This is a genomic window from Desulfotignum balticum DSM 7044 (genome assembly GCF_000421285.1).
Classification (GTDB): Bacteria; Desulfobacterota; Desulfobacteria; order Desulfobacterales; family Desulfobacteraceae; genus Desulfotignum; species Desulfotignum balticum.
The window spans coordinates 3,361,017-3,373,668 of record NZ_ATWO01000001.1; the positions used below are offsets into that span (position 1 = coordinate 3,361,017).

Annotated in this window: 16 protein-coding genes; 2 read left to right on the plus strand and 14 right to left on the minus strand. The window is 53.6% G+C overall.

Going from position 1 to position 12,652, the window contains the following annotated elements; all coding sequences use genetic code 11:
* Nucleotide 1 precedes the first annotated feature (1 nt).
* The 10 genes from ribH to rpmF all read right to left on the minus strand — a co-directional run bounded on the left by ribH (nucleotide 2) and on the right by rpmF (nucleotide 6,742).
* Complete coding sequence (gene ribH / locus K365_RS0116930; protein ID WP_024335541.1) at nucleotides 2-478, minus strand: 6,7-dimethyl-8-ribityllumazine synthase; 477 nt, start codon at nucleotides 476-478, stop codon at nucleotides 2-4.
* Nucleotides 479-511: 33 nt separating this feature from the next.
* Nucleotides 512-1,726: a bifunctional 3,4-dihydroxy-2-butanone-4-phosphate synthase/GTP cyclohydrolase II gene (locus tag K365_RS0116935; RefSeq protein ID WP_006967167.1), complete on the minus strand. Its 1,215-nt coding sequence runs from the start codon at nucleotides 1,724-1,726 to the stop codon at nucleotides 512-514.
* 26 nt (nucleotides 1,727-1,752) lie between these two features.
* Nucleotides 1,753-2,412 carry a riboflavin synthase gene (locus K365_RS0116940; protein WP_024335542.1) on the minus strand — a complete coding sequence of 220 codons (660 nt, stop codon included), beginning with the start codon at nucleotides 2,410-2,412 and terminating at the stop codon, nucleotides 1,753-1,755.
* Between the two features lie 42 nt (nucleotides 2,413-2,454).
* On the minus strand, nucleotides 2,455-3,546 hold the full coding sequence (gene ribD / locus K365_RS0116945) for a bifunctional diaminohydroxyphosphoribosylaminopyrimidine deaminase/5-amino-6-(5-phosphoribosylamino)uracil reductase RibD (protein ID WP_006967162.1): 1,092 nt from the start codon (nucleotides 3,544-3,546) through the stop codon (nucleotides 2,455-2,457).
* Nucleotides 3,536-4,033, minus strand: coding sequence for a transcriptional regulator NrdR (nrdR, locus tag K365_RS0116950; protein ID WP_024335543.1), 498 nt, complete (start codon nucleotides 4,031-4,033; stop codon nucleotides 3,536-3,538). Before nrdR ends, ribD begins: the two co-directional genes overlap by 11 nt.
* Nucleotides 4,034-4,046: 13 nt before the next feature.
* Nucleotides 4,047-4,502, minus strand: a complete 456-nt coding sequence (locus K365_RS0116955; RefSeq protein ID WP_024335544.1) for a deoxycytidylate deaminase — start codon at nucleotides 4,500-4,502, stop codon at nucleotides 4,047-4,049.
* Complete coding sequence (gene glyA / locus K365_RS0116960) at nucleotides 4,499-5,737, minus strand: serine hydroxymethyltransferase (protein ID WP_024335545.1); 1,239 nt, start codon at nucleotides 5,735-5,737, stop codon at nucleotides 4,499-4,501. Before glyA ends, K365_RS0116955 begins: the two co-directional genes overlap by 4 nt.
* Before the next feature lie 79 nt (nucleotides 5,738-5,816).
* Nucleotides 5,817-6,251: a ribose 5-phosphate isomerase B gene (rpiB, locus tag K365_RS0116965; RefSeq protein ID WP_024335546.1), complete on the minus strand. Its 435-nt coding sequence runs from the start codon at nucleotides 6,249-6,251 to the stop codon at nucleotides 5,817-5,819.
* 21 nt (nucleotides 6,252-6,272) lie between these two features.
* Nucleotides 6,273-6,506, minus strand: a complete 234-nt coding sequence (gene acpP / locus K365_RS0116970; protein ID WP_006967155.1) for an acyl carrier protein — start codon at nucleotides 6,504-6,506, stop codon at nucleotides 6,273-6,275.
* A gap of 53 nt (nucleotides 6,507-6,559) precedes the next feature.
* On the minus strand, nucleotides 6,560-6,742 hold the full coding sequence (gene rpmF / locus K365_RS0116975; RefSeq protein ID WP_024335547.1) for a 50S ribosomal protein L32: 183 nt from the start codon (nucleotides 6,740-6,742) through the stop codon (nucleotides 6,560-6,562).
* A gap of 220 nt (nucleotides 6,743-6,962) precedes the next feature.
* Between rpmF and gltX the strand changes: the two genes are divergently transcribed.
* Nucleotides 6,963-8,354: a glutamate--tRNA ligase gene (gene gltX / locus K365_RS0116980; protein ID WP_024335548.1), complete on the plus strand. Its 1,392-nt coding sequence runs from the start codon at nucleotides 6,963-6,965 to the stop codon at nucleotides 8,352-8,354.
* Nucleotides 8,355-8,362: 8 nt separating this feature from the next.
* Nucleotides 8,363-9,412: a lipid A deacylase LpxR family protein gene (locus K365_RS0116985; protein ID WP_029725476.1), complete on the plus strand. Its 1,050-nt coding sequence runs from the start codon at nucleotides 8,363-8,365 to the stop codon at nucleotides 9,410-9,412.
* A 63-nt stretch (nucleotides 9,413-9,475) separates the two neighbouring features.
* Here the strand turns inward: K365_RS0116985 and amrB are convergent, their stop codons facing one another.
* From amrB to tgt, 4 genes are all read right to left on the minus strand, one after another.
* Nucleotides 9,476-10,339: an AmmeMemoRadiSam system protein B gene (gene amrB / locus K365_RS0116990; protein WP_024335550.1), complete on the minus strand. Its 864-nt coding sequence runs from the start codon at nucleotides 10,337-10,339 to the stop codon at nucleotides 9,476-9,478.
* Nucleotides 10,340-10,424: 85 nt separating this feature from the next.
* The gene (gene hypB / locus K365_RS0116995) at nucleotides 10,425-11,075 is read right to left on the minus strand and encodes a hydrogenase nickel incorporation protein HypB (RefSeq protein WP_024335551.1); all 651 of its coding nucleotides are present in this window, start codon (nucleotides 11,073-11,075) and stop codon (nucleotides 10,425-10,427) included.
* A 74-nt stretch (nucleotides 11,076-11,149) separates the two neighbouring features.
* Nucleotides 11,150-11,497 (minus strand): hydrogenase maturation nickel metallochaperone HypA, encoded by a 348-nt coding sequence (gene hypA, locus K365_RS0117000; RefSeq protein ID WP_024335552.1) that lies wholly within the window; start codon nucleotides 11,495-11,497, stop codon nucleotides 11,150-11,152.
* A 21-nt stretch (nucleotides 11,498-11,518) separates the two neighbouring features.
* Nucleotides 11,519-12,634 (minus strand): tRNA guanosine(34) transglycosylase Tgt, encoded by a 1,116-nt coding sequence (tgt, locus tag K365_RS0117005; protein WP_024335553.1) that lies wholly within the window; start codon nucleotides 12,632-12,634, stop codon nucleotides 11,519-11,521.
* Nucleotides 12,635-12,652: the final 18 nt, after the last annotated feature.

Here is a 12,652-nt window from a genome sequence, read left to right on the forward strand (position 1 = left end):
ATCATTGAGCCTTTCCGAGGATCTCTCCCAGATTGGCCATTTCAATGGCCCCTAAAGCCGTATCAAAGCCTTTGTTTCCGGACTTGGTGCCGGCCCGCTCAATGGCCTGTTCAATGGTTTCCGTGGTCAGAATCCCGAACATGACAGGCACCCCGGTTTCCAGGCTGACGCTGGCAATGCCTTTGGATACTTCCGCACACACATAATCGTAATGGGAAGTGGCCCCCCGGATCACCGCGCCCAGGCAGATAACGGCATCATATTTTTTAGTGGCTGCCATCTTCTGGGCTGCCAGAGGAATCTCAAACGCCCCGGGCACCTTGACGATGACAATATCCTGATCCTGGGCACCGCTGCGGATCAATGCATCCAGAGCACCCTCCACCAGTTTGCCTGTGATGAAATCGTTGAACCGGGACACAATAATCCCGAACGTCTTTCCCTGGGCCGAAAGTTTTGCGTCTATAATCTGTGGCATGGTTGTTTTTCCCTATTTTAATGTCAAAATGTTTCAGCAATATTTATCCATATGCAGCAGATGCCCCATTTTGGCCTGTTTGCATTTGAGATATCCCTGGTTGTAGCAGTTGGGCGGCACTTCAATGGGGACCTGTTCCACCACGGACAGGCCGTATCCTTCCAGCCCCACCATTTTTTTGGGATTATTGGTCAAAAGCCGCATTTTTTTCACGCCTAAATCCACCAGCATCTGGGCTCCGACCCCGTAATCACGCATATCCGCCGCAAACCCCAGTTTTTCATTGGCTTCCACGGTATCCATGCCCTGACGCTGGTATTCATAAGCTTTCAGCTTGTTGACCAGACCAATTCCCCGGCCTTCCTGACGCAGATACAGCAACACACCGCTGCCTTCCTCCTCCATCATGGCCATGGCCCGATGCAGCTGATCCTGGCAGTCGCACCGAAGTGAGGAAAAAATATCCCCGGTCATGCATTCGGAATGGACCCGCACCAGAATGGCTTTTTCAGGATCGATCTCTCCTTTGACCAGGGCAATATGCGTCAGGTTGTCCAGATCATTTTCATAAGCGATAATTTTGAATTCTCCGCCCACCCGGGTGGGAATCACGGTCTGGGCCGCCCGTTTGACAAAACTTTCGGTTTTAAGACGGTATTTCACCAAATCCGCCACCGTACAGATGCCGATGCCGTGTTCTTTGGCAAACTGTTCCAGAGACGGCATCCGTGCCATGGTGCCGTCCTCATCCATGATCTCACAGATCACGCCGGCCGGTTTGAGCCCGGCCAGCCGGGCCAGATCCACGGATCCCTCGGTCTGGCCCACCCGGACCATCACCCCGCCGTCCCTGGCCCGCAACGGAAAGATATGTCCGGGCCGGGCAATATCATCGGGCGTGGTATCATCGGCCACGGCCGTCAGAATGGTGGTGGCCCGGTCTGCAGCGGAAATCCCGGTGGTGACCCCTTTTTTGGCTTCAATGGAAACCGTGAATCCCGTTTCGAACTGGGAGGTGTTGTTCTCCACCATCATGGGAAGGTCCAGCCGGTCTGCAATGCCGGAATCCAGAGACAGGCAGATGAGCCCTCTCCCGTATTTGGCCATGAAATTGATGGCTTCCGGCGTGACCGCCTCGGCAGCCATGGTCAGGTCCCCTTCGTTTTCCCGGTCTTCATCATCCACCAGAATGACCATTTTGCCATTCTTTATATCATCAATTGCCTGTTCTATCGTTAAATGCGGCATTTTTTAAGTCCTGTTTTCAATTTAAGTTATAAAAATCCATTCTGGGCCAGCAGAGACATGCTGATATCGGTATGTTCTGTTTCAGGAACGCTGGCTGTGGTCCGGGTTAAAAATTTTCTCACATATTTTCCAATCATGTCGGTTTCAATATTGACAAAATCCCCGGTCTGCTTGAATCCGATGGTGGTGAGTTTTGCCGTATGGGGGATGATGCTGATGGAAAAATCAGTGTCCGTGCACTGGTTGATGGTCAGGCTGATGCCGTCCACGGCCACGGATCCTTTTTCAATCATCTGCCCTGCCAGATGCGTATCCACGGCAATGGTCAAAAGGATGGCATTGCTTTTGTTTTCAATACGGGTGATCACCCCGGTACCATCGATATGCCCGGACACCAGATGACCGTCCACACGGGACGACAGCTGCATGGCCCGTTCCACATTGACCCGCATGCCGGGAGCCGCAGTTTTGAACGTGGTTCTGGCCACGGTTTCCGGGGCCATATCCACGGAAAATGCGTGTTTCTCAAGATGTACTGCTGTCAGGCAGGCCCCGTTCACGGCAATGGAATCGCCGATGCGGGTGTCACTCAAGTCCAGGCCGCACCGGATCTGCAATACTTTTCCCTCGCCCTGGGGAATGACCCGGTGAATGGTTCCCAGACTTTCAATGATACCGGTGAACACGCTGTTTTTCTCCCAAATCTATCTTTCTTTTACGTTGCCTGTTTACTTGATATACCCCTGCACCAGAATGTCCGTATCCACCCGGGTCACTGTCATACGTGCCAGGGTAACGGCATCTGCCAGTTTCTCCACCCCTTTGCCCTCAAACACGGCTTTACCGTCACTTCCCCCCAGCAGCTTAGGCGCCAGAAAATATATCAGTTTGTTGACAATACCTTCTGCCAGAGCATTTGCCGCAACCGTCCCTCCCCCTTCTATGAGCAGACTGGTTATCGACATCTCACCCAACGTAACCATGAGTTCTTGTAAATCAAGGCGATTGTTTTTCAGGCCGATTTCCAGAATTTGGACATTTTGTTTTAAAAGACGCGCTTTTTTGTCAGCCGGCACATCCGGTCCGGTGACAACAATGGTGGGGGCAACAGATTCCTGCCGGATCACTTTAGCATGTTCGGAAATGGTCAAACGGGTATCCAGAATGATCCGGACCGGATCCCGGGTCTGTTTGCCGGGGATCCGGCAGGTCAGAGACGGATTGTCCGCATGCAGGGTTCCGGAACCCACCAGAATGGCATCCACCTGCCCCCGGATCTCATGACCGAAGGCCCGGGCCGCCTCACAGGTGATCCACTTAGATTCGCCCGCAAAGGTGGCAATGCGGCCGTCCAGGGTCGCGGCGCACTTGAGCGTGACAAACGGGGTGTGATGGCGGACATACCAGAGAAAATCTTCGATCAGGATTTCGGCCTGGTCCTGGAGCAGTCCGCAGGATACAGCTACGTTGTTTTGAGATAAAAATGCCAGTCCGCCGGATGCGGCCGGATTGGGGTCCGGGCAGGCCGCCGTCACCCGCCGGATGCCGGCGGCCAGTATTTTATGGGTGCAGGGCGGGGTTTTGCCGAAATGGTTACAGGGCTCCAGGGTCACAAACAGGTCCGCGCCTCTGGCCGCATCTTTCGCATCGTCAATGGCCATCACTTCCGCATGATCCGCGCCATATGCCCGGTGCCAGCCCTGACCCACCACTTCCCCGTTTTTAACCACCACCGCGCCCACACACGGGTTGGGGGATGTGAACCCTTTGCCCCTGGCAGCCAGAGCCAGGGCCAGCTGCATGTATTCCTTATCCGTCATCCGATGTTTCCGAAATCCTGTCCAGGGCATGGCTGTCTTCGGGCCGCAGACCTTTGAGTTCCTGGATAAAATCAGTGATGTCCTTGAATTCCCGATACACGGATGCAAACCTCACATAGGCCACATCATCCACCTGTTTCAAGGCCTGGATAATTTTTTCACCCACCACCTTGGAGGATATTTCCCGTTCATTGATCTCCCGCAGATCCCGCTCGATGCCGTCCACCAGGTTTTCAATGAGGTCCATGCTGATGGCTCTTTTTTCACAGGCTTTTTTAATGCCTTTGAGCACCTTTTCCCGGTCATACTCTTCCCGGCGGTTGTCTTTTTTGACAATCATGACCGGGACCTGCTCCACCCGCTCATAGGTGGTAAACCGTTGGGAACAGGACTGGCATTCCCTCCGGCGCCGGACTTCCATCTCGATCTTGCCGGGCCGGGAATCCACCACCCGGGTATTGGAAGCTTTGCAAAAAGGGCATTTCATGGCACAAGCGTCCTCAAATCTTTGTCAGTGTCACGCCGGCTTTGTCAAACATGTCCAAAGCCAGAGGGTCATCATATCCATCCCGGTAATAAATCTCTTGAATACCGGCATTGATAAGCATTTTGGCACAGATGGAACAGGGCTGATGCGTACAGTAAAGCGTCGCACCGGCCACGGCTACCCCGTGATATGCCGCCTGGATGATCACATTCTGCTCCGCATGCACGCCTCTGCACAGTTCATGCTTGACCCCGGACGGCACATTCAGCTGCCGGCGCAGACACCCGGTTTCCCCGCAGTGGGGAATTCCGGCCGGTGCCCCGTTGTATCCGGAACACAAAATCCGTCGGTCCTTCACCAGCACGGCCCCGACTTTTCTGCGGATACAGGTGGCCCGCCCGGCCACCAGGTCTGCGATGCCCATGAAATAGTCATTCCAGGAAGGCCGGTCCGGCATTTCCCGGATCATCGGACTTCTCCCGGGTACAATGGATATTGACGGCACAGGTCTTTGACCTGGGAAGCCACCCGGTCCACAGCGGCGACATCATCAAGCACATCACAGATCAATCGGGCGATTTGTTGAACCGCATCCGGTTTCATCCCCCTGGAAGTGATCAACGGCACGCCGATGCGGATCCCGCTGGTGACAAACGGCCCTTTTTTTTCATTGGGCACCGTGTTCTTATTCACCGTGATACCGGCCCGGCCCAGGCGGGTTTCCGCTTCTTTGCCGGTCAGGGGTTTGTCAGTGAGATCCATTAACACCATATGATTGTCCGTGCCGTTGGATACCAGTTTATAGCCCCGGCTCATGAGTGCATCCGCCAGCACGGACGCATTTGCCACCACCTGCTGCTGGTATCGGGCGAAATCAGGCTGCATCGCCTCGTTGAACGCCACGGCTTTGGCGGCAATCACATGCATGAGCGGCCCGCCCTGAATACCGGGAAAGATCTGGGCGTTGATTTTTACGGCCAGATCCTCTGACCCCAGAATCAGTCCGCCCCGGGGGCCTCTCAACGTCTTGTGGGTGGTGGAGGTGATCACATCCGCATATCCCACGGGCGTGGGATGAACCCCGCCGGCCACGAGCCCGGCAATATGGGCCATATCCACCATAAACAGAGCATGAACAGATGCGGCGATTTCGGCAAATGCCTGAAAATCGATAATTCGGGGATAGGCACTGGCACCGGCCACGATCAGGCGAGGTTTGAATGATTTGGCCAGATCCGCCACCTGATCCATGTCAATGACTTCGGTATCAGGGGTCAGCCCGTAATGGGCGAATTCAAATAAACGACCGGAAAAGCTGGCCGCAGCCCCATGGGTCAGATGTCCGCCATGGGACAGGCCCATGGCCAGAATCCGGTCCCCGGGATTTAACAGGGCAAAATACACCGCCATGTTGGCCTGGGACCCGGAATGGGCCTGCACATTGGCATAGGGCGCGTGGAACAGTTTTTTGGCCCGGGCAATGGCCAAGTCTTCGGCCTGATCCACAAAATCACACCCCCCGTAATACCGCCGGGCCGGATAGCCTTCGGCATACTTGTTGGTGAGTACGGATCCCTGGGCCGCCAGCACGGAACGGCTGACCGTATTTTCCGAAGCAATCAGATTCAACCCCTGTTCCTGGCGGGTTGTTTCATTTTCAATTATCGCAGCTATCTGCGGATCATTGGTTACAAGATCTGCCATTTGCCTTTCCTTGTTATACAGGCCGGCAAGCCCTGTCAGGCGTTTGTCACATGCAGGCAGGCCTTTTCCGCCGGACTTCTCAGCAATCCATGGATTGAATCCGTTCCAGATGCCTGCCTTCTTCGAATTGCGTTTCCAGAAACGTTTTCACCAGTTCAAAAGCCAGCACATCCCCGATCAGTCGCCCCCCCAGCGCCAGCACATTGGCGTTGTTGTGCTGCCGGCTGAGCCGGGCGGAAAGCAGGTCCGCGCACAATGCCGCACGCACGCCTTTGAACCGGTTGGCTGCCATGGACATGCCGATGCCGGAACCGCACACCAGGATTCCTTTTGAAAACCGGGCTTCAGACACGGCAAGTGCCACTTTGTTGGCATAATCCACATAATTGACGGATGATTCGTTGAAAGGCCCGGCATCTTCAACCGTGTATCCTTTGGAAAGCAGGCGGGTACGAATTTTTTCCTTCAGTTCAAACCCGGCATGATCGCTGCCGATGATAATGGATGAACGCATATAAAAGGTTCCTTGAAACCATCAGGATTTGGATTTGATGAAATCAATGGCATCCTGAACCGTGACCAGTTTTTCCGCGGCTTCATCATCGATTTCAATTTCAAAAATTTCCTCCATGGACATGATCAACTCAACGATGGTCAATGAATCCGCCCCTAAATCATCGATCAGGGATGCTTCCGGTACCACATCTTCGATATCGATATCCGGAATTTTTTCTGCGATCACTTTTCTTACTTTGGTTTCTATGGTCATGGGAAAACCGTTCCTTGAAAATAATTATGTAACGTTCGGCACCATGTAACCGGTTATTCTTCCGCCGTCATTTTGAGATTTCTGTCCTTGTACGCCCCGCATTCCGGGCAGGCCGTATGGGGAAGTTTGGCTTCCTGGCACTCGGGACAAATGGTCACGGTCGGGGCCTGGGTTTTGTAATGGGTCCGTCTTTTTCTGCCCCTGGATTTGGAGCTTTTCTGCTTGGGTACTGCCATGGGTATGTCTCCTAAAAACTATCGGTTCAGTCCAAATAATTTGCGGGTTATTCACATTATCTGCAATAAAACAAACTTAATTACCGCAATTTATGGGTTGTGTCAAGATCTAAACCACTTTCGCAAACACGGGCACACAATGAAAAGTGTTGCCTCCCGGGTGGTTTTATGATACCTAAAGGCTCGATATTACAGATGGATTTACACGCAAGGAGAGACTATGAAACCCGTTGTCACCCGTTTTCCCCCTTCCCCCACCGGCTTTCTGCACATCGGCGGTGCCCGGACCGCTTTGTTCAACTGGCTGTATGCCAGAAAAACCCGTGGAAAATTTGTCCTGCGCATTGAAGATACAGATGTTGACCGATCCACCCGGGAATCCGTGGATGCCATTTTAGATGCATTGGCATGGCTGGGAATCGACTGGGATGAAGGCCCGTATTTTCAGACCGAACGAAAAGAGATTCACAACCGGTATATTGACAAACTGGTGGCATCCGGACATGCCTATTATTGTTCCTGCACCCCGGAAGAGATTGATGCCATGCGGGAACAGGCCCGGGCCAAAGGGCTCAAACCCATGTATAACGGCAAATGCCGGGAACGGGGCCTGTCAAAGGCACCCGGCACCGTGGTTCGCCTCAAAACCCCGGACAGCGGTGTGACTGTGGTGAACGATATTGTCAAGGGAGACACTGCGTTTCAAAATGCGGAAATGGATGATTTCATCATCCGCCGCAGTGACGGATCGCCTATGTACAACCTGGCCGTGGTGGTGGATGACCTGACCATGGGGATCAACACGATTATCCGGGGAGATGATCATTTGATTAACACACCCAAGCAGATTCTCATCTATCAGGCCTTAGGTGCCGACCTGCCGGTGTTCGGTCATGTGCCCATGGTTTTGGGGCCGGACAAGGCCCGGTTGAGCAAACGTCACGGGGCCATGTCCGTCAGTGAATACCGGGATATGGGATATCTGCCGGATGCAGTGATCAACTATCTGGTACGGCTGGGATGGTCCCATGGGGATCAGGAATTTTTTACCCGCCGGGATCTGATCGAAAAATTCGATCTTGAGCACCTGGGCCGGTCTGCGGGCATGTTTGATTTAAGCAAGATGACCGCACTCAACGCCAAGCATATCCAGGCCAAGACCCCTGCAGAACTGGGGCCTTTGTTTTTGCCCCATCTCCAGCACCTGGGAATCGATGCCCCAGATGATGTGTTCACCCACCAGGTGATCGAAACGCTTCAGCCCCGGAGCAAAACCTTAAAGGATATGGCCCGGGCCGCCCGTTTCTATTACGTGGATGAACCGGAAATGGATGAAAAAGCGGCGGCCAAATTTCTGACTCCGGAGATGGCAGACATGCTCAACCAGGCCGCAGACGCCATTGAGGCCCTGTCAGACTATACCCAGCCGGCCCTGGAGACCGTGTTTAAAAAAATCATGGATGATTGTAATCTGGGTTTTGGCAAAATCGCCCAGCCCCTGCGGGTGGCCATCACCGGCACCACGGTCAGCCCGGGAATTTTTGAAATGCTTCTGGCTCTGGGAAAAGAAAAAACCGTTCAGCGGATCCGGCGGGCAGCCGGCCGAATGTGAGGCTTGTCATGATGACGCGGTATTCCTTTTTTTTCATCCTTGTTTTATTTTTTGTCCTGGTATGCGGAACCCATCCGTGTTTTGCTGAAAAAGATCCCGAGGAACACAGCACGCTCACATTTTATCTTGAAAACGACATGGTCAGCGGCACGGACAGGGAATATACCAACGGGGTCAAATTGACCTGGATCTCCAAAGATCTGTCCGATTACCATGAAATTGACACCCCGGCCTGGAGCCGAAGCACCATCGATGCCCTGCCGTTTGTGAACAAACCCGGAACCGTCCGGAATGTGTCTTTGTCCATCGGCCAGAACATGTATGCGCCAGAAGATCTGGAACGAACCGACCTGATTTTAGATGACCGGCCCTATGCCGGCATCACCTATCTGGCGGCCGGTTTTCACAGCAAAGACAGCAAACGCATGGATACGTTTGAAATCAATGTCGGGATTGTGGGTCCCCACTCCTATGCGGAACAGGTACAGACAACCTGGCACAAATGGATCGATACCACCGACCCCAAGGGCTGGGATCATCAGCTGAAAGATGAGCCGATTCTCAACCTGCACTATGAACGGAAATGGAAGCTGTTGAAATCAGACCCGGGAAAAGGATTTGGATTCGACGTCATTCCGCACTTAGGCGCGGCCCTGGGCAATGCGCTCACCGGAATCAACACCGGGGCACAGGCCCGGTTCGGCTGGCATCTACCCAATGATTACGGTACGTTTCTGATCCGCCTGGGATCAGACACCAATGCCCCCATGAATGAGGATGACCCCCGGTTTTATCCCATATCCCGGCGCCTGGGGTGCCATTTGTTCGCCGGGTTCAATACCAGTGCCGTGCTCCGGAATATCTTTCTGGACGGCAATACGTTCCGGGACAGTCACAGTGTGGATAAAAAACCGTTTGTCGTGCAGGGAATCGCCGGCGTGGCCGTCATTGTTCACCGCTTTAAAATCACCTATGCCTATGTATACCAGACCAAAGAATATGAAACCCAGAACGAGGATCAGGAATACGCGTCCATGACGGTTTCCTATTCATTCTGACTCCAGGCGTAAAACAAAAAACATTTGTGAGGCCCCAGGCCGGTCCGGGGAGAGGCTCTCCAGTCAATCCATTCCATACAGCAACCCGGTATAGCCCACAAAAGAATCGGACGGATTTTTATCAAAACTGGTGGCATACGCCAGGACCCGGGCGCGGACGGCACCCATTTTTTTAGCTGCAGCCGCTGTGGCAGCTGCGGCCCCGGGACAGCACATGTTGTGATGCGCCAGGCCCTCGGAGAGAATCGCTTTGTCATCCATGGATTCCATGGCATCAATGGCGGCGGCATCGTTTTTTGTCTTTACCCATTGAACCGCATCCCGGCCGGAACCGGCCGGCTCAAACCCGAAATTCGGCCCATAATGGGTCATGTCCGTGGAACCGATCACCCGGATATTTTTATTCAGGGCATGAGCGGTATCCACGGCCGTGGTGCCGATAATCGGGGCAAAAAAAGACGGGGCCACCCCGCAGACCACGATACGGGCATCCGGAAAAAAATATTTAATAAACGGGTACTGCACTTCCAGGGTGTTTTCATCCACAAATCGGCCAGGCGATCGTTTGCGGATGCTGATATTGTCACACAACGCATCCACCAGTTGCCCGTCCACCTGAATGTCTCCCAGCGGGGTGTCGATAAGCCCCGAAGTCATGATAAAAGGCTCGGACTGCCGGTGCATGTGTGCCCCGAACAGCACAATGGTATCCACGGGGGATGATTTTTCCGGCGGCACCAGCCCGGCAATGGTCTGGCAGGCAATACGGCCTGAAAAAACCCACCCGGCATGGGGAACGATTCCGGCAACAAACCGGCCTTTGTCCGGCGGCAAAGTTTCTTTCAGAAATGTTTGGATCGCCTGTTTACACGCCTGTGCCGAATCCGGATACCAGGTGCCGGCAAATGTAGTTCGCTTTTTTTCCATGGTATGCCTCCAACGCCTTTGGGGTCAGGCTTGGCTTATTGCAGTCCTTTGAAATAAACCAATAAGCCAAGCCTGACCCCAGTTGTTAAAGTTGCTGGCGCAGCCACTCAAGCCAGGGCTCAAATCCTTGTCCGGTTTTGGCGGACAGTTCAAACACCGGCATACCCGGATGCACGGTTTTCATATTCTCCACAGCCAGGGCCGCATCAAACTCCAGATACGGCAGCAGGTCCACTTTGTTTAAAATAGCGGCGTCCGACACCTGAAACATCAACGGATATTTCACTGGCTTGTCTTCGCCTTCCGTGACGCTGAGCACCACCACCCGGGCGTTTTCTCCGATATCAAATTCCGCCGGACATACCAGGTTCCCGATGTTTTCCACAATCAGCAGATCCAGGTCATCACATCCCAGTTGTCTTGCCGCTGTATCGATCATGGGCGCGGTCAAATGGCAGTCTCCCCCGAACTGGTCCGTGTTGATCTGGGTCACTTTTGCGCCGGTTTTGGCCAGGCGGTCGGCATCGTTGGTGGTGCAGATGTCCCCCACGATCACGCCCACCTGGATATCGGGCATCAGCTGTGCCAGGGTCCGGCACAGGGTCTGGGTCTTTCCGGATCCCGGCGATGACATCATGTTGAGCACAAACACTTTTTTTTCACGGAAAAAACTCCGGTTTTTATCGGCTTCCGTGAGATTTTTCTCCAGAATATTTTTTCGAATTTTAATTTCCATCAGTCTTTGGATCTCCCATGTTTTTTTAAAAGTCAGTGTACCGGGTTCAAAGAATCACGTCAACCCGATGCGCATCATTCCATCAGGGTGAGCGAATCAATGTCGATCTCCCGGCCTGAAATCATCCGAACCTGCCCGTTTTCACAATCCGGGCACCGGAACACCGGGGTATCGGCTTCCCATTGCCTGCCGCAGGTGTCACAGCGAATCACCACCGGCACTGTCTCAATGTCCAGGCGGGCATGTTCCAGGGGCGTGTCCCTGGTGATGATTTCAAAGCAGAACGTCAGGCTGTGGGGCACCACTGAAGACAATTTTCCGATTCTCAGATTCAAAGATGCCACTTTCGGGTCTTTCAGGTCCCGGGGCAGTGCTTCCAAAGCGATCCGGACCAGTTCCTGGGCAATTCCCATCTCATGCATAAGGCTTTCCTTGTTTGCTTGTCAGACACCGCGTGCCCGGTTTTCATAAAATTGCCGCTTGAATGCATCAAACCCATCCGCCTGGATGGCCTCACGCATATTTGCCATCAGATCCAGGTAATAATACAGGTTGTGGATGGTGTTCAGGCGATAGGCCAGCAGTTCCCGGGATTTATACAGATGACGCAGATAGGCCCGGGTGTAGTTTTGACAGGTATAACAGGTGCAGTGCTCATCAATGGGCCGGGTATCGAACTTGAACCGGGCGTTGGGAATGTTCATGTCTCCTTTTGATGTGAACAGTTTGCCGTTTCTGGCATTGCGGGACGGCATCACACAGTCGAACATGTCACATCCCATTTGTGTCAGTTCCACCAGGTTTTCAGGCGTGCCCACCCCCATGATGTATCGGGGTTTGTTTTCAGGCAACAGCGGCAGGGTGTGATTTGCCATCTCATACATCAGCTCCGTGGGTTCTCCCACAGACAGGCCTCCGATGGCAAATCCGGAAAAATCAATCTGCATCAGCTGGTCTGCGGAACGGGTTCTAAGGTCCTTGAACATGCCGCCCTGGACAATGCCGAACAGGTTGTTGGGCGCGCCCTGGGCCTGCCAGTAGTCATACCCTTTTTGGGCCCAGGCCGTGGTTTTTTCCAACGCGGTTTGTGCCTGGTCAAAGGTGGCGGGATATCCCATGCACCAGTCTAAAGACATCATGACGTCCGATCCTAAAACGGTCTGGATCTCCACGGATTTTTCCGGTGAGAAAAAATGCCGGGATCCATCGATATGCGACTGGAATGCGACCCCGTCTTCCGTGAATTTGGCCAGTTTTGCCAGAGAAAAAAACTGAAATCCCCCGGAATCGGTGAGCATGGGCCGGTCCCACCGGATAAATTCATGCAGCCCGCCCAAGTGCGAGATCACATCACACCCGGGCCGCAGGTACAAGTGATAGGTGTTGCCTAAAATGATCTGGGCCCCGCAGTGTTTCAGGTCATCCGCAGTCAGGGCTTTCACGGATCCCACCGTGCCCACGGGCATGAAAATCGGGGTCTGTATCTGCCCCCGGGGGGTATCTATGATGCCCAGCCGGGCCCGGTTTCGGGTGGATTTTTTGATTAAGGTAAATTTCAAAAACAAGTCTCCTGTGGT

Bases quoted from the DNA above. Each gene is read 5' to 3' on its own strand.
- ribH (WP_024335541.1), bottom strand. From the start codon at position 478: ATGCCACAGATTATAGACGCAAAACTTTCGGCCCAGGGAAAGACGTTC.
- K365_RS0116935 (WP_006967167.1), bottom strand. From the start codon at position 1,726: ATGCCGCATTTAACGATAGAACAGGCAATTGATGATATAAAGAATGGC.
- ribD (WP_006967162.1), bottom strand. From the start codon at position 3,546: ATGACGGATAAGGAATACATGCAGCTGGCCCTGGCTCTGGCTGCCAGG.
- nrdR (WP_024335543.1), bottom strand. From the start codon at position 4,033: ATGAAATGCCCTTTTTGCAAAGCTTCCAATACCCGGGTGGTGGATTCC.
- K365_RS0116955 (WP_024335544.1), bottom strand. From the start codon at position 4,502: ATGATCCGGGAAATGCCGGACCGGCCTTCCTGGAATGACTATTTCATG.
- glyA (WP_024335545.1), bottom strand. From the start codon at position 5,737: ATGGCAGATCTTGTAACCAATGATCCGCAGATAGCTGCGATAATTGAA.
- rpiB (WP_024335546.1), bottom strand. From the start codon at position 6,251: ATGCGTTCATCCATTATCATCGGCAGCGATCATGCCGGGTTTGAACTG.
- acpP (WP_006967155.1), bottom strand. From the start codon at position 6,506: ATGACCATAGAAACCAAAGTAAGAAAAGTGATCGCAGAAAAAATTCCG.
- rpmF (WP_024335547.1), bottom strand. From the start codon at position 6,742: ATGGCAGTACCCAAGCAGAAAAGCTCCAAATCCAGGGGCAGAAAAAGA.
- gltX (WP_024335548.1), top strand. From the start codon at position 6,963: ATGAAACCCGTTGTCACCCGTTTTCCCCCTTCCCCCACCGGCTTTCTG.
- K365_RS0116985 (WP_029725476.1), top strand. From the start codon at position 8,363: ATGATGACGCGGTATTCCTTTTTTTTCATCCTTGTTTTATTTTTTGTC.
- amrB (WP_024335550.1), bottom strand. From the start codon at position 10,339: ATGGAAAAAAAGCGAACTACATTTGCCGGCACCTGGTATCCGGATTCG.
- hypB (WP_024335551.1), bottom strand. From the start codon at position 11,075: ATGGAAATTAAAATTCGAAAAAATATTCTGGAGAAAAATCTCACGGAA.
- hypA (WP_024335552.1), bottom strand. From the start codon at position 11,497: ATGCATGAGATGGGAATTGCCCAGGAACTGGTCCGGATCGCTTTGGAA.